Source organism: Pseudovibrio sp. WM33, assembly GCF_001623165.1.
In the GTDB taxonomy this organism is placed as follows: domain Bacteria; phylum Pseudomonadota; class Alphaproteobacteria; order Rhizobiales; family Stappiaceae; genus Pseudovibrio.
Genome location: NZ_LMCK01000025.1, coordinates 49,905 through 65,212 on the forward strand (window position 1 = coordinate 49,905; position 15,308 = coordinate 65,212).

Below are 15,308 nucleotides of genomic sequence, written 5' to 3' on the forward strand. Positions count from 1 at the left end.
GTCCTCATAATCCAGTGATGCCACCTTAAAACAGGAATCACGAAACCATGAAGGCCCTAAGTGTGTAGTTATGCCCAGAAGCACCCGATATTCCCCACATATAATTGAGAATTAGGCAGTTTTAGGGCTGGCTATCCTTATTTTTGCCAATAAATAAGGTGTCGAGCAGCAAACCAGCAGCGCCAATAACAATCCATGCATCGGCAAGATTGAAGACGTACCAGGAAAATTCCCCAACATGGAAATAGAGGTAATCGACGACTTTGCCATAATAGAGGCGGTCAAAACCATTGCTCAGGGCGCCGGAGAGAACCAGCCCGAGGCAGAAACCTTCCAGCCGGTTACTTGCGCGCGCACTCCAGAACCAGATGAAAACTGAGGCAACAACCGTAAAGGCTGCCAATCCCCAGCGGCCAAGCTCTGTCGTTTGCTGGAAAAATCCGTAGGAAACGCCTTTGTTCCAGACCAGAACCAGATCCAGAAAAGGGCCTACCGGGATTGTAGGAATGCCACCACCTGAGAAATGAGCGACAGCCCAGAACTTGGCAATCTGATCAACAACCAGACCAGCTATGGCAAGGAGGAGGACGAGGGAACTGTGATGTCCCCAAAACTTCAGTTTCTTCAAGGTTAATTCCCTCGTCACATCGTTTGCTTAAACAGTCGTGCCATCCAGCTCGCGCATTGCATCCGCATCGCGCAGTGTCAGCTCAGGATACTCAGCGTCTGCACCAACTTCTGGCAGGATCTTCCAGGAGCGGGCACACTTGTTGCCCTCAGCAAGACCTGGCACAACGCCAACACCAGCAGTGTCTTCCAACGTGAACGCACCTTCAGGAGCGCTGTCAGAGGACAGGTTCAGCTGGGATGTGATCGCGATTTCTGCAGCGTCCAGCCCGTCCAGAGCAGCCATCAGGTCTGCATCTGAGATGTAAACGGTTGGATGTGCTTCCAAAGAAGAACCGATCCGCTTTTCACGGCGCTCAATTTCCAATGCACCAGTGATCACACGGCGCACCGCACGAACCTTCTCCCATTTCGCAGCCAGTTCATCGTTTCTCCACGCAGAAGAAACAGCAGGGAACTGCTGCAGGTGCACAGAAGTTGTCGCTTCACCGTAACGGTAGATCCAGCTCTCTTCCATGGTGAATGGCAGGATTGGTGCCAGCCACATTGTCAGGTGACGGAACAGCTGCTCAATCACATAAAGAGAGGCTTTGCGCTTCGTGGAAGATGGGGCATCGCAATACAGCGCATCTTTGCGGATATCGAAGTAGAACGCGGAGAGCTCAACAGTCATGAAGTTGAACAGAGCAGAGAACACGCGCTTGCTGTCGAACGCCTGATAAGCATCACGAACCAGCACATCCAGCTCGGCCAGACGGTGCAGCATCAGCAGCTCAAGCTCACTCATGTCGGCAAGAGCAATCTCCTCGCCGTTATAGTGACCAAGAGTACCAAGCATGAAGCGCAGGGTGTTACGCATCTTGCGGTAAGCATCAACGTTGGTCTTGATGATCTCAGGACCAAGGCGCTGATCTTCTGCGTAATCAACAGAACCAACCCACAGACGCAGGATATCAGCACCGTACTGCTTGATGACATCCTGAGGCGCAACCGTGTTACCTAAAGACTTGGACATCTTGCGGCCCTGCGCGTCCATGGTCATACCATGGGTCAACACAGCATCATATGGCGCATGACCACGGGTACCACAGCTTTCCAGGAGGGAAGAGTGGAACCAGCCGCGGTGCTGATCGGTACCTTCAAGGTACAGAACGTAGTCATCACCACCCAGACCCTTACGGTTCGGGTTCAGGTCTTCACGACGTTCCATGCAGAAGGCGTGAGTTGAACCGGAGTCGAACCATACGTCGAGGATGTCCTCGACTTTCTCGAAGTCCTCAGCATCATATGCATCGCCAAGGAAGCGCTGTGTTGCGCCTTCTTCAAACCATGCATCCGCACCTTCATTCTGGAAAGCCTCAAAAATACGTGCGTTGACCGCTTCGTCCTTCAAAACTTCACCAGTTTCCTTGTTTACAAGCACGGTGATCGGCACGCCCCAGGCACGCTGACGGGAAAGAACCCAGTCAGGCCGCGCTTCGACCATTGGCTGCAGACGGTTCTTACTGGTTGCAGGCACAAATCGTGTCTCAGAGATTGCCTTCAGCGCTCGGGCGCGCAGAGTGTCACCTTTGGCTTCCTCAGAAAGTTCCTTGTCCATGTAAACAAACCACTGCGGCGTGTTACGGAAGATCAGCGGGGCTTTAGAGCGCCAGGAATGCGGATAGGAGTGCTTTACACGGCCACGAGCCATCAGTCCGCCAACTTCAACAAGCTTTTCAATAACAGCTGTGTTGGTGGAGCCTTCTTTACCTTTACGGTCAAGGATGTATTTGCCTTCAAACAGCGGCACATGCGGATAGTAAGACCCATCCGGCTGAACGGTCATTGGAACCTGTTCAGTACCAGCTTTTGCAAAGGCTTCCCGGTTGTCCAGGAACATCTGGAAATCTTCCTGACCATGACCAGGAGCCGTGTGGACGAAGCCAGTACCAGCATCATCGGTGACATGCTCACCGGCAAGCATCGGCACGTTGAAGTCGAAATAGTCGCCAGCGCCTTCTGCACCACGTAGCGGATGCGCGCAGTATTCGATGGTGCTCACATCAACATCGGAAACACGCTCATAGGCATCAACGCGGGAGGCTTCAAAAACAGTTTCAGCAAGCTTGTCTGCAATAATGAACTCTTCGCCAACCTTCGCCCAGTTGTCTTCAGCAGCCTCAGTCACCTTGTAGATGCCATAGCTGATGTCGTTAGAGAACGAGATCGCGCGGTTCGCAGGGATGGTCCATGGAGTGGTTGTCCAGATAACCACTTTCTTGCCGATCAGCGCTTCATTACCAGACACAATCGGGAAGGTTACCCAGATGGTGTGAGAGATATGGTCTTCATACTCCACTTCCGCTTCAGCAAGAGCAGTCTTCTCAACAATGGACCACATTACAGGCTTAGAGCCACGGTACAGCTGGCCGGATGTTGCGAACTTCATCAGTTCTTTCGCAATCACAGCTTCACTGTCGTAGCGCATGGTCAGATATGGGTTGTCCCAGTCTGCTTCAATGCCAAGGCGCTTGAATTCTTCGCGCTGAACATCAATCCACTTGTCCGCAAATTCACGGCATTCCTTACGGAATTCGTTGATCGGCACAGCGTCTTTGTTTTTGCCTTTTTTGCGATACTGCTCTTCGATCTTCCATTCGATCGGCAGACCATGACAATCCCAGCCAGGCACGTAGTTCGCATCAAAGCCCTGCATCTGCATGGAGCGATTGATGATGTCCTTCAGGGTCTTGTTCAGCGCATGACCAATATGGATGTTGCCGTTCGCATAAGGAGGGCCATCATGCAGGATGAACTTAGGGCGACCCGCGGATTGATCGCGCATCACCTTGTAAAGGTCCTTGTCCAACCATTTGGCGAGGATCTTGGGTTCATTCTTTGGAAGGCCTGCCCGCATTGGGAAATCAGTTTTAGGCAGGTTGAGCGTGTCCGAATAATCGCGGCTCGGTGTATCGGTCATTTGGCAGTCCGCTTATGTGGGCATTTGTTTGCCCATAGGCATTTGGTAAAGCGCAGGAATTTGCGCAAGTTTGAAAATCCCGCCGTCTCTGTGACGGTTGGAGGTCTCCCGGTACTTCAGGGCGCCAGCGGGCGTCTCAACTGAAGGCCGGGCCAATAATTCGAAATTGGCACACCTTGAGTAAGGTCAAAGGAGTAGTCCTGTTATCTTCAAACTCGGCTAACATAATGAGTGCTTTTAGCAGCGCTTATCCTAGGAATAAAGAGCCTCTAACAACAAAGCTCAATATTCTCAAGACCAAGGGCAATTTTCCTGAAGGCCGGAGCTGCCGCACTGAAGTCAGTAATGGCGCTTGGGTGAACTGTCGACAAGCTCTTCGCTCTCCGCCTGACGCTTCGCAGCTGTCCGTTCACGGTGTGCAATGTAAAGCCCGCCGCCTGAGATCAAAGCCACACCCAGCCAGACAAACATGTCAGGAATGTCCCCAAACAGCACGAAGCCCACAATTGTTGCACTGATGATCTCTGTATAGCTGAGCGGTGCAAGAACGGAGGCAGGGGCTCGGTCAAACGCAAGCACAATACACCCGTGGGAGGCAAATGAGATAATGCCCATCAACACGAACAGCGGTAGGTGAGTGAGGTCTGGTTTCGTCCACGCGGCTGCTTCAAACCCAAGCAGGCTTGCGATGATAACAAGCGGTGTAAGCGTCAAAACGCCAGCAACACCCGTCGCGAACTGAATGCCAAGCAAAGAGGCACTCCCTGCCAGTTTGCGTGTCAGAACAAGATAAACTGCAAAGGAGGTCGCTGCTGCAAGGGGCAACAGAGATGGCCAACCCAAAGCGCTGGATCCTGGACGGATAATGATCAGAGCCCCGATCATGCCAACCACAACGGCTGCCCAACGGCGCACGCCTACTTTTTCCTTTAAAACAACAGCCGAAAGTACAGTCAGGATCATCGGCTGCACAAAGAAGATCGCAATCGCATCCGCCAAAGGCATGTACTTAAGAGAAGTGAAAAAGAAGATGGAGCAAATCGCGAGACAAGCGCCGCGCACCAGCTGAATACGATTGACCTCCTTCATCAAAGAGCCGAACGAACGACCCATGAACCCCGCAATCACAAGAACAATAATTGCCTGACACAAAAAGCGACCAAGCGACACCTCAACCGGTGAGATAAACGCGCTAAGATACTTGGCTGTGCCATCCATCAGCGGCGCCAGTGACATTCCGGCGACCATAAACAAAATGCCATGTAGCCCGGCATTAGAGGTATGACTATCTGTCGAGGCGGTTGTTGTTGTCATGTTGCTCTCGGATAATGGGGATACGCTGACATATCAAAGCCAGCGCAGAGGGTAAGGGCCTATATTGACGCACCAGCTATTCCTTTGCGCAACCAAAAGAAAGTGCCGGTAGCGGGCTATTCAGTGCAGTTATCTAAAGAGTATCTGTTCCGCCCCTCAATATTATGAGGGAGGGGGTTTTCTCTCTGTATTTGCAAGTATCAGTCCGCTGCAGATGAGCATACCAACGCCAACCCAGACAAACTCGTCTGGGATTTCATTGAAGACCAGGTAACCGATTGTAGTTGCGGAGAAAATCTCAACGTAATTGATTGGAGCCAACACGGATGCCGGTGCTCTCTCAAAGGCTTTGACCAGCAGAACATGCGCGATCAGGCCAGTGGCACCAAGACAGAACAACAGGATTGTTGGCAAAGTAAAGTTGGCCTCCTGATTGACAATCACCAGATCTCCACCAAAACCAGTCAGCCAAGCATAAATGATGATCGGCAAAATAAAGAGACTGCCAGCAAAGCCAGTCGCGAACTGTATGGCGAGCTGAGAGGATTGCCCGGAGAGCTTGCGTGTCAGCATCAGATAGCAGGCAAATGTAAAAGCAGCAGCTAAAACGAGAAGGCTCGCCGGTTGAAAGACGCCAGTACCAGGGCGCATGATCACAAGCACACCAGCAAACCCAATCAATACCGCCAGCCAACGTTTTGGCCCAACTCTCTCCTTCAGAAAGACTGAGGACAGAACAACAAGAATAACCGGCTGCACAAAGAAAATTGCCGTCGCATCTGTCAATGGCAAGTACTTCAACCCAAACACAATGAACACCGAGCCGACCGCAAGCAGCAAGCCACGGCAGAACAAGGGCAGGGTGGTCTCTCTCAAAAGACTGAGCCAGCTCCGTTTTCGAAAAGTAGCAATCGCCAGAATTATGGCGAGCTGCACGGCAAAGCGGAAGAACGCTACCGTCAAAGGAGAGAAAAACTCTGAGAGGTATTTCACCACGCCATCGGTGCTCGAAAGAATGAGCAACCCGCACATCATCAGCAGCACGCCATGCAACACATTATCAGAGCTGGCAGTGCCAGCTCTCGTAGCCGCTGATGTCATGAACTATCTTTCTAAAGGGGGTGACTACCCGTCGGCATTGAGCATTTGGTCCAGATGAGAGAGCGGGCGCATGGAGGCAATCATTGCCCGTGCCTCAGCACTATCCTGATCCATTTGGCTAATTAAGGCTTCAATACCGTCAAATTTAAGTTCGGCACGGATAAATCCGACGAAGCAGACTGTGACTTGCTTTTCATATAGGTCACCAGTGAAGTCAAACACATGCACTTCAAGCAGCGGTGCGCCATCATCAAATGTTGGACGACGGCCAAAACTGGCCACACCATTATGCATCACGCCGTCAATTTTGATCTGAACGGCATAAACGCCTTCTTTCAGCTCACAATTATCGGCAAGCTTCAGGTTCGCAGTTGGGTATCCCAACTCGCGGCCACGCTTCTCACCGTGTTGAACGGTCGCTTCAACAAAATAACGATATCCAAGCAAGCCGTTCGCCACTGCCAACTCGCCTTCAGCAAGAGCGGCACGAATACGGCTGGAAGAGATGATCTCTCCCCCCTCATCACCTTCTGCGCCAACGATGGTCACAGCAAATCCATGGGCTTCACCAGCTTGCTCAAGAAATTCAGGAGTTCCTTGACGCCCCTTCCCAAAGTGGAAGTCATAGCCAGTGATGCTCTGGGAAATGCCAAGGCGCCCAACCAGAATGTCCTTCACAAAATCTTCAGCGGCCATACCGCCAAACTCTTTTGTAAAGGGCAGTTCGATCACGCCATCCAGATGTTCCGCTTCAAAGATCTCTGCTTTGACATGTGAAGGCGTCAAACGAAACACAGGCTGATCAGGCCGGAAAAAGGTGCGTGGGTGTGGTTCAAAAGTCATGGCGAGGGCCGGAACACCACGCTTTGCAGCTTCATCACGCGCTAAATCAAGGACAGCCCGATGTCCGCGATGAACACCATCAAAATTCCCAATAGCAACAACGCCGCCGCGCAGTTTGTCGGGAAACTGCACAAGGTCGGTAATATGCTGAAAAGAATGCGCCTGTTTGATTGGCTCACCCATGAACTGTACTTCCCGCTTGAGCGTATTACCGAAAAGTGGCTCCGGTTTTCGGATTAAAATACGCGTGAATAGAGAGTTTCAGAGTCTGACGCGCGAATGCGTAGAGCGCAGCATACTCCAAACATCTGGAATTTTGCGAGACGGTGCCGTGAGAAGTCCGCCCCGTCAAGCTCTTGAGATGGAGTTTGCCGGGCCGGACACAAGAAACTTCAGGTCCTGTGCAGGAATTTCATCTTAAAGCGGAATATCCATATCGGCGCGGGCAGGGACTTTGACCATCGCTTCCCCCTCCAAAACCACCTTGCCTTCGACCAGACATTGGCAATCTAACCGGGCGCGATTGCCCTTGTCGATCAGCTCTGCAACGCTCACGCGCACCTCAATATCGTCGCCGATATACACAGGCGCGCGAAAATTTAAAGATTGAGACAAATAAATTGCACCTGGGCCCGGTAATCGCGTTCCAAGTACGGCTGAGATAAGGCTCGCAGTGTAAAGACCGTGCGCAATACGAGTTTTGAAAGGGGTCTTTGCTGCAAAATGCTCCGACAAATGGATTGGGTTTCTGTCACCGGAAACCTCTGCGAATCCTACGATGTCTTGAGAGCTGACGTGCTTTACGAAAACTTCGGTCATGCCGACTGAAAGGTCTTCATAAGCGAGTGGACGAAGGCTGAGCATAGTGTTTCCTCGAATTAACCACAGGCAATATTGCCGGTAAAACGCGCGGAAACGCTAGTAAGCGGACCTCTAAAAAACAATTAGGCTTTTAGCATTATTGAAATCGTATTGGAGAAATTAACCTAACTATAACGTAGGGCGGTTAATTTCGCGAAGTTGAATTGGTGGGGACCCCTTTTATTTTGGAAGGACACCTGCGTCCAGTGTGACCGAACAATGTCGTGGTCGCCGTGAGTATAGCAGAGAGGCAACGACAGCCTCTTGAGAATATGGAGTTGTACATGGCCCTTGATCTTCAGATGCCAATTCTGGTTGTCGATGATTATAAGACCATGATTCGAATCATTCGGAACTTGTTGAAGCAACTTGGCTTTACGGACATCGATGATGCGGCTGATGGCACTGAGGCCTACGAGAAAATGAAGCAGCGCCGCTACGGCCTGGTGATCTCGGATTGGAACATGGAACCTATGACTGGCTACGAGCTGCTCAAGCAGGTCAGGCAGGATGCTGCTCTGTGTAAGACGCCATTCATCATGGTGACGGCTGAGTCTAAAACGGAAAACGTGATCGCTGCCAAAAAGGCAGGGGTTAACAACTACATCGTTAAGCCGTTTAACGCGCAAACTCTTAAAGGCAAAATCGAAGCGGTATTCGCGGACTAATTTGCTTTGCGCACAATTGAAGAATATGGGCTGGGGTGAGGACGCGATAACGAGAGCGCCCCAAACCCTTCTGTGCACCCAACTGACCGGTTACAAGGTTGGGTAGAGCTCTGACCCGGCAGGCGATTTTGCCTGCTGGAGGAGACGTTCCCTACACAGGCAAAGGGAAGTGTTTTGACCAAAATTGATATTCAGCAACTCATCGATTTTCTGGAAGAAAGCCGTGAGAAATCTAGCGAAGTCACACTAACTGATGTGATGGGCCTTGCAGAGGTTATGACAGGTTCAATGGGGGACATCATTGAGCACATCCAACCTGCTGTGACCGTGGAACTGGCAGAAATCGGCGCGGAAATTGCGCGGATGAAAGCCGAAATCAGTAAGCTTCGTGTCGCAGATATGAGAGATAATCATATCCCTGACGCTGGTCGGGAGCTAGATGCTATTGTTTCTTCAACAGAGGAAGCAACACATTCAATCATGGAAGCAGCTGAGGCCATCATGGCAGCTGATCCTGAGGACACTCAGACCTATCAGGACACTGTCAACAATCAGGTTATGGAGATTTTTCAGGCCTGCGCGTTTCAGGATATTACTGGACAACGCATTTCTAAAGTTGTCAGCACCCTGAATACGATTGATGAGCGTGTTTCCAACTTCGTCGAACGTTTACGCCTTGAGCAAGAAGCTAATAACGAACAGGGCGGCGAAGAAACGGATGAAGAGCGCCGCAAGCGTGAGCTGATCCTCCATGGCCCGCAGCACAAGGGTGAAGGCGTCTCTCAGGATGAGATTGATGCTATGCTCGGTGATGTGCAGCAGGACGATATCGACAAGCTGTTCGCCTGATTTTACTTGCGATCAATTTGTCAGTGAGCACTGCCCACCAACAAGAAATCTAAAAGCAGTTTGTTGACCTGAAATGGTGCAAACTGCTTTAGTCTTACCAGCTCAGGCGCCCCATAAAACTGTGCACATGCAGGCCTTCTGCCTTAAGCATGCTTTCAACGGCTTCAGCATCCCCTGTCAGATCCGCTGCATGAATACCTTCCGTCAAAAACAATGCGTTGATGCCCTGAGCATTTGCACCTTTGATATCAGTCGGTAAACCGTCACCAATTGCTAGAATTTCAGTTTTTTCAAGCGCTCTGCCTGCGTACACATTCAGCTCTGCCCGCGCCATATCGTAGATCGGATGAAAAGGCTTGCCCGTAATGATGACGCGGCCACCCATCTCCTCATAAAGCTTTGCGAGTGCGCCTCCACACCAGACCAACTTGTCGCCTTGTTCAGCAACAATGTCTGGATTAGCGCAAATGAGTGGCAGGTCCAGCTTCAATAACTCTTCAAAATGAAAACGATAGTCTTCAGGCTCTTCGGCGCGCCTGTCATTCAAACCTGAACATACGATAATGTCCGCAGCATTTGGCTCCACAAAGTCAAAACTTGCACCATGAAACAGGCTATGATTCTTTTTGGGTCCAATATGATAGACTTTTGCGTGATCTATGGCTCGAAGATCAGCCTGAACAACATCGCCTGACGAGACAATTGAGTCATAGCAGGTCTGCGGAACACCCAAACTGCGAAGATGCTGTTCAATCTCATGGGATGGACGCGGTGCATTGGTGATCAAAACAACAGGCTTGCCACAACGCGTCTTATAGGTCTCAAGAGCGTCAATTGCTGCCGGAAAAGCACTCACGCCATTATGTAAAACACCCCAGACATCACATAGAATGCCGTTGAACTGATCTGCAATCTGGCTGAGGCCAGTGATGGGGGATTGCTGCTTCATATGATGTTCTCTTGGAGGAAACTTGGATACGCTCTTGAAAAAAGAGTAGAGTTGAGCCAAATCCTCATAGCCTGAGCAGGTGGCGACGACAAGTAGATATAATCACTGCTCATCTTGCATTGATACTGAGCGCAAATCTCTGTCACAAATATGATTTGGATGCGCCATGTATATGCAGAACAATCTTTGAGACGGAGCGGTTATGGCGGTAAGACAACTTAGCGATACGACAATTAACAGAATTGCCGCTGGTGAAGTGATCGAGCGGCCTGCAAGTGTCGTCAAGGAGCTGGTTGAAAACGCAGTTGATGCTGGTGCAACGCGCATCGAGATCGTCACCGCGACCGGTGGTAAAAGCCTGCTGCGCATCACAGACAATGGTGCAGGCATGACGAAGGAAGACCTTCAGCTCGCCGTCCGCCGCCATTGCACATCCAAACTGCCTGAAGATGATCTCATGGACATCCGGACTATGGGTTTTCGCGGAGAAGCGCTGCCATCCATTGGCGCGATCTCACGTCTGGAAATAACCACACGCCATGCCTCGGAACCTCACGCCTGGAAAATCGAAGTTGAAGGCGGCCAGGACAATGATATTGAACCAGCTGCATTGAACTCCGGAACACGCGTAGAAGTGAAAGATATCTTCTTCTCTGTGCCCGCCCGTCTGAAGTTCCTGAAGTCCGACCGTGCTGAAGCAACCGCGATCACGGAAATCATCAAGCGCATCGCTCTTGCAAACCCAACTGTCAGGTTCACCCTCTCTGGATCAGACCGCCGGCAGCTGGAACTGCCAGCTTGTACAGGAGATGACGCAGATCTCGCTCGGATCGGACAAATACTGGGCGCTGAGTTTACAAAGAACGCTATGGAGATTGAGGCGCTGAGGGAAGGGGTACATCTGTACGGTTATGCAGGCCTGCCGACCTTCCACCGCGCCAACTCACAGCACCAGTTCTTCTTCGTAAATGGCCGCCCAGTCAGAGACAAATTGCTCTTAGGCTCCCTGAAGGCAGCATACTCAGACGTGCTATCTCGTGATCGCCACCCGATTGTAGTGCTCAACATTGATCTTGACCCTCACCAAGTGGATGTAAACGTACATCCAGCAAAGGCAGACGTACGCTTCCGAGATGGCCAGCTGGTTCGTGGATTGATGATTGGTGCACTGAAGAATGCCTTCGTTCAGTCTGGCTTCAGGGCATCCACTGCAAACACCCAATCTGCAATCAACGCCATCCGCCCAATGGGACAAAGCGCAGGCTTCAATGTTCATTCTGGTGAGTCTATGCATACGCCCCAAGGCAATAGAGAAGCCCCTCAAAACTACTCATGGCAACAATCGTCCTATCGACCGGAAGAAGGTCCCGCAGGTGTGTGGAGCGCTACAGATATCCCGGAAGTCGGATCCAGCGAAATGCAGTTGGGTCTGATGGAAGCCAATGCACCTTATTCAGCACCAATGGATCAATCGCAGTCTCAGTTGCCAGCGAACGAGCAGGGCGCACAGGCCTACCAACTGGTCGACGTGCCATCCGCAGACTCGCGAGCCCACGGACATCAGTTACCGGAAGACCGGGAAAACTTCCCGCTTGGTGCCGCCAGAGCACAAATCCACGAAACTTACATCGTGTCGCAAACCAAAGACGGGTTGGTCATCGTAGACCAGCACGCAGCCCATGAGCGGCTTGTTTATGAACAGCTGAAAGAGGATTTGTCGAAGCGCGATGTGTCTCGGCAGATGCTGCTCATCCCGGAAATTGTCGATCTCCCCGAAGAGGATGTCGCACGACTGGAAGAGCGTGCGCTTGAGCTTGAAGAAGTTGGCCTTGTTCTGGAGCGTTTCGGGCCGGGGGCAATTGCAGTGCGAGAAACCCCATCCATGCTCAAACGCCTTAATATCAAAGCGCTTGTGCAGGACCTTGCCGACGATTTTGCGGAGTTCGACAGCTCAACCCGCATCAGAGAGAAGCTGGATCTGGTTGCCGCAACAATGGCATGTCACGGATCAATCAGAGCAGGGCGGAGAATGCGACCTGAAGAAATGGACAATCTGCTTCGCGATATGGAAGCAACGCCAAAATCTGGGCAATGCAATCACGGCAGACCAACATGGATCGAGCTGAAGCTCTCTGATATTGAGCGCTTGTTTGGTCGTCACTAGTTTTTACGACAAAAACCAGAAGAGGCGGATCAATGATCCGCCTCTTCCAGTTCGTATTCTCGATTACACTAGGCAATCGATGGGTTCTGACATGTGGCCTCAGAAGTCCCGTTGAACACGGAGCAGGATTGAGATGATATCTTGTTGGCCGATTGGGCGAGTTGGGTTACCATTGTTGATTGTGTTATCTGGATAAAGATCACCCAAACCTAGGTTACGATACGCAACTTCAGTGCCGATTTCGAAGCCGCTCACTGGTGTCCAACCAATCTTACCAACTACATCCCATTGATTTTGATTCCAGAGCTGATTTGGACGAACGTTGGCGAAAGAGGCTTGAATGGCCGCATTCCACTCAGGAGAAAAATCAGCTTGGAAGCCCCATGCAATAGACCAAGCGGTTGAAATCCCGTCTTCGCCATCTGTAAGTGAGGTTGCATCCCAGACTACGTTCTGCCAGTCGCTGTTAACGTAGCCTAAGGCACCTTGAGCAAAAGTTGCTTGGACGACGCCTTGGAAGCCAGAAAGATAGCTTGTAAACCATGGAATGTTGAATTCAATACCGCCACCGACGGCCCAACCAAGCTTTCCAGATGGATAAGATTCAAGATAACGGATCTCTGTCAAAGCACCCATAATCTGTGCGGAACCCCAACCCTGATCAAGTCGGATGTTAGCAACAAGGTCAGGGAAGCGCATGCCACCGTAGCCTTGGTTAAATCCGGTGGAGTCAAGATATTCACCGGTAAAGAGGTTCTGCTGGCGAGCTGTTCTGTCTTCCACAGACCAGCTGGTGGACAAGCCGTTACCCAGATCGAAGGTATAACCAGCAAGCCAGAGGTTTTGGTCAGAGTACGCAACGGTGGTGATCGCACCGTAGGCATAACCGGTCCAGAAGTCATAGAAGGACTGTGCACGACCGATGGTCATACCGCCAAACTGTACGAACGCATAATCAAGCGTCATAACAGTGTTGTCCTGTTCAACCCCAAAAGAGCCGACTGGATTGTTCACGTTAGGAACAGAGCTGTCATCCTGAATAAAGCCAGGTGTGTCGACTGTTCCGAACAAATCAATGTAAGCACGAAGCAAGCCGTATTCTGTTTGAGTTCGGGCGTCCATGCGGAGGTAGCCACGTGCACGAGTGGATGTTGAATTTCTTGTCCGCTCAGACCAGTCGCTTGGGGCCGCCCCAAAGTTGTTGAAACGGTATTCTGCACGAACACGACCGCGAATTCTCAAACAGGTATCAGTGCCTGGAATATAAAAATATCCAGTACCGTAGGCGTCACAAATCTGGACGTATTCTACGGGCTCCGGTGCAACGGGAAGATCGGCTGCAAGGACCGGAGTGGCACTCATCATAAGCGCTGCTGCGGCGCTAGTTGTAAAATGGCGCATAATTCGACTCCTAAATCGGGTAGAAACCCACTCCTCAAACAAGGTTTATTGACAAAACTACTTAAGGCGGCCCAAATGCTGCCTAAGCAAAACTAATTTTATTGTTGTGTACGCGAATTCCCTGCAGCAATTGATGCCAGCACATGCTTGTTGATGCAATAATAACTCTAAGAATAACCTAGAGTTATCAAGCTAATCGAAACCGCTGTTTCATTCCTGCAACGCTTTTATCCCAAACTAGGTAGATGTATCAAATGCAATTCAGGGGTGCTTCTAATTGAATTAAACCATTGTTATTATTCGTTAAAAAATCATTACGCAGATTTGCGAGCCCTTTTCCTATGCAAGCTGCGTCATTCGAATCATAGACACAAATGGGGTCCGTATCAGGGAGGTGTAACGCTCCATGATAAGTATAGTGATAGTATTTACAGGTATTCGAATTTTGCGTTGTTTTGGGAGAATTTGCGTTCTTTTGAGGACTGACGCGCCGCTATGCGAACTGTGAACCTCAATCCCGCAAATCTCTGTTTTTCAGGAGGCGGAGGGCCAATGCATCCTCTAGCCCACCCACACCGGACCAGATCCTCAGCCACAATATAGTGTCATCACCTCAGAACGTCGGACAGCAACGATCTGTTTCAATCAATTCGGCTGAAGACCCCATGCTCCCCTCTGCTCACAGTCCTCGTCCACCTGCGCCATTTCACACATCACGGCGGTCCTCTATCCAGCGCACAGAGGGGAGGGCAACAAAAAAGGCCTTCCCGAAACCACATCGGAAAGGCCTTCTTCTACCCTTTATATATACGGTCGCTCTGGGCTACACGCCGAGATACCTGAGAATGAGGATCTGACTGTCGCCCGCATGGCGTACATCCAGCCCTTCAAACCCGTCAGGGATCACTGGAGAAACGCTCGCATCTTCTTCCCAGATGCAAAGAGCGCCTTTATTGAGCCAGCCACCAGCCACGGCACTGGACAGAGCCTTCTCGCCGAGTTCAAAGCGGTAAGGTGGATCCAGAAACACCAGGTCGAACGGGGCAATCGTTCCCGCTTCCCCTAAAGATGTCGCATCACGTCGTAAGATCTTTGTGGCGCCCATCAGTCCGGTGGTCTCCACATTCCGGCGGATCAGACCACGCGGCTCAACGGCCTCTTCAACAAAGACGCAGTACTTGCCGCCACGGCTCATCGCTTCCAGACCAAGAGCGCCGGTCCCTGCAAACAGGTCCAGAACGCGTGCGTCCTGAACCGGATTGTCATAGGAATGAGCGAGCACATTAAAAATGGTCTCTCTCATCCGGTCACTGGTAGGCCGTGTGTTTTGTGTCTTGGGCGTAGCGAGAGCAGTTCCCCGAAAGCGTCCAGCAACAATTCTCACGATTTTCTGCCGCCTTTGTTTCCACGAGGCGCGCCAGAGCGATCACCACCTGGGCGACCACCACGCGCTTTATCGCCGCCATAGCTCTTGCTGCCGCCACGTGGGCCTTTGCTAAAGCTTGGCTTGCCGCCGTCACGACCACCTTCACGAGGGCCCTTGCTAAAGCTTGGCTTGCCGCCATCACG

General features: G+C 51.2%; 12 protein-coding genes and 1 pseudogene. 3 read left to right on the forward strand and 10 right to left on the reverse strand.

What is annotated here, in order from left to right; genetic code table 11:
- Positions 1 to 121 precede the first annotated feature (121 nt).
- The 6 genes from lspA to PsWM33_RS06835 all read right to left on the reverse strand — a co-directional run bounded on the left by lspA (position 122) and on the right by PsWM33_RS06835 (position 7,711).
- The gene (gene lspA / locus PsWM33_RS06810; protein ID WP_063299658.1) at positions 122 to 628 is read right to left on the reverse strand and encodes a signal peptidase II; all 507 of its coding nucleotides are present in this window, start codon (positions 626 to 628) and stop codon (positions 122 to 124) included.
- 27 nt (positions 629 to 655) lie between these two features.
- A complete protein-coding gene (ileS, locus tag PsWM33_RS06815; protein ID WP_063299659.1) occupies positions 656 to 3,589 on the reverse strand; it encodes an isoleucine--tRNA ligase in 2,934 nt (977 codons plus the stop codon).
- A 339-nt stretch (positions 3,590 to 3,928) separates the two neighbouring features.
- On the reverse strand, positions 3,929 to 4,903 hold the full coding sequence (locus PsWM33_RS06820) for a DMT family transporter (RefSeq protein WP_063299660.1): 975 nt from the start codon (positions 4,901 to 4,903) through the stop codon (positions 3,929 to 3,931).
- Positions 4,904 to 5,065: 162 nt separating this feature from the next.
- The gene (locus PsWM33_RS06825; protein ID WP_063299661.1) at positions 5,066 to 6,004 is read right to left on the reverse strand and encodes a DMT family transporter; all 939 of its coding nucleotides are present in this window, start codon (positions 6,002 to 6,004) and stop codon (positions 5,066 to 5,068) included.
- Between the two features lie 24 nt (positions 6,005 to 6,028).
- Positions 6,029 to 7,030: a bifunctional riboflavin kinase/FAD synthetase gene (locus PsWM33_RS06830; protein WP_063299662.1), complete on the reverse strand. Its 1,002-nt coding sequence runs from the start codon at positions 7,028 to 7,030 to the stop codon at positions 6,029 to 6,031.
- A 234-nt stretch (positions 7,031 to 7,264) separates the two neighbouring features.
- Positions 7,265 to 7,711: a MaoC family dehydratase gene (locus PsWM33_RS06835; protein WP_057464057.1), complete on the reverse strand. Its 447-nt coding sequence runs from the start codon at positions 7,709 to 7,711 to the stop codon at positions 7,265 to 7,267.
- Positions 7,712 to 7,992: 281 nt separating this feature from the next.
- On the opposite strand from PsWM33_RS06835, the gene PsWM33_RS06840 reads away from it, so the two are divergent.
- Positions 7,993 to 8,376 (forward strand): response regulator, encoded by a 384-nt coding sequence (locus tag PsWM33_RS06840; RefSeq protein ID WP_008552155.1) that lies wholly within the window; start codon positions 7,993 to 7,995, stop codon positions 8,374 to 8,376.
- Positions 8,377 to 8,550: 174 nt separating this feature from the next.
- Positions 8,551 to 9,225: a protein phosphatase CheZ gene (locus PsWM33_RS06845; protein ID WP_063299663.1), complete on the forward strand. Its 675-nt coding sequence runs from the start codon at positions 8,551 to 8,553 to the stop codon at positions 9,223 to 9,225.
- A gap of 94 nt (positions 9,226 to 9,319) precedes the next feature.
- Here PsWM33_RS06845 and PsWM33_RS06850 read toward each other — a convergent pair whose 3' ends face one another.
- Positions 9,320 to 10,174 (reverse strand): TIGR01459 family HAD-type hydrolase, encoded by an 855-nt coding sequence (locus tag PsWM33_RS06850; RefSeq protein WP_063299664.1) that lies wholly within the window; start codon positions 10,172 to 10,174, stop codon positions 9,320 to 9,322.
- Between the two features lie 202 nt (positions 10,175 to 10,376).
- Between PsWM33_RS06850 and mutL the strand changes: the two genes are divergently transcribed.
- A complete protein-coding gene (mutL, locus tag PsWM33_RS06855) occupies positions 10,377 to 12,338 on the forward strand; it encodes a DNA mismatch repair endonuclease MutL (RefSeq protein WP_063299665.1) in 1,962 nt (653 codons plus the stop codon).
- A gap of 99 nt (positions 12,339 to 12,437) precedes the next feature.
- Here mutL and PsWM33_RS06860 read toward each other — a convergent pair whose 3' ends face one another.
- The 3 genes and pseudogenes from PsWM33_RS06860 to PsWM33_RS06870 form a co-directional block, all read right to left on the reverse strand.
- Entirely contained in the window at positions 12,438 to 13,739 is a 1,302-nt protein-coding gene (locus tag PsWM33_RS06860; protein ID WP_063295477.1) for a porin, read from the reverse strand.
- An 823-nt stretch (positions 13,740 to 14,562) separates the two neighbouring features.
- On the reverse strand, positions 14,563 to 15,123 hold the full coding sequence (gene rsmD, locus PsWM33_RS06865; RefSeq protein ID WP_063295478.1) for a 16S rRNA (guanine(966)-N(2))-methyltransferase RsmD: 561 nt from the start codon (positions 15,121 to 15,123) through the stop codon (positions 14,563 to 14,565).
- Positions 15,120 to 15,308 (reverse strand): annotated as a pseudogene (locus PsWM33_RS06870) (hypothetical protein); the annotation flags it as partial. The pseudogene PsWM33_RS06870 and the gene rsmD, both read right to left, overlap by 4 nt.

Bases quoted from the DNA above. Each gene is read 5' to 3' on its own strand.
- PsWM33_RS06825 (WP_063299661.1), bottom strand. From the start codon at position 6,004: ATGACATCAGCGGCTACGAGAGCTGGCACTGCCAGCTCTGATAATGTG.
- mutL (WP_063299665.1), top strand. From the start codon at position 10,377: ATGGCGGTAAGACAACTTAGCGATACGACAATTAACAGAATTGCCGCT.
- PsWM33_RS06840 (WP_008552155.1), top strand. From the start codon at position 7,993: ATGGCCCTTGATCTTCAGATGCCAATTCTGGTTGTCGATGATTATAAG.
- ileS (WP_063299659.1), bottom strand. From the start codon at position 3,589: ATGACCGATACACCGAGCCGCGATTATTCGGACACGCTCAACCTGCCT.
- PsWM33_RS06835 (WP_057464057.1), bottom strand. From the start codon at position 7,711: ATGCTCAGCCTTCGTCCACTCGCTTATGAAGACCTTTCAGTCGGCATG.
- PsWM33_RS06860 (WP_063295477.1), bottom strand. From the start codon at position 13,739: ATGCGCCATTTTACAACTAGCGCCGCAGCAGCGCTTATGATGAGTGCC.
- PsWM33_RS06850 (WP_063299664.1), bottom strand. From the start codon at position 10,174: ATGAAGCAGCAATCCCCCATCACTGGCCTCAGCCAGATTGCAGATCAG.
- PsWM33_RS06820 (WP_063299660.1), bottom strand. From the start codon at position 4,903: ATGACAACAACAACCGCCTCGACAGATAGTCATACCTCTAATGCCGGG.
- PsWM33_RS06830 (WP_063299662.1), bottom strand. From the start codon at position 7,030: ATGGGTGAGCCAATCAAACAGGCGCATTCTTTTCAGCATATTACCGAC.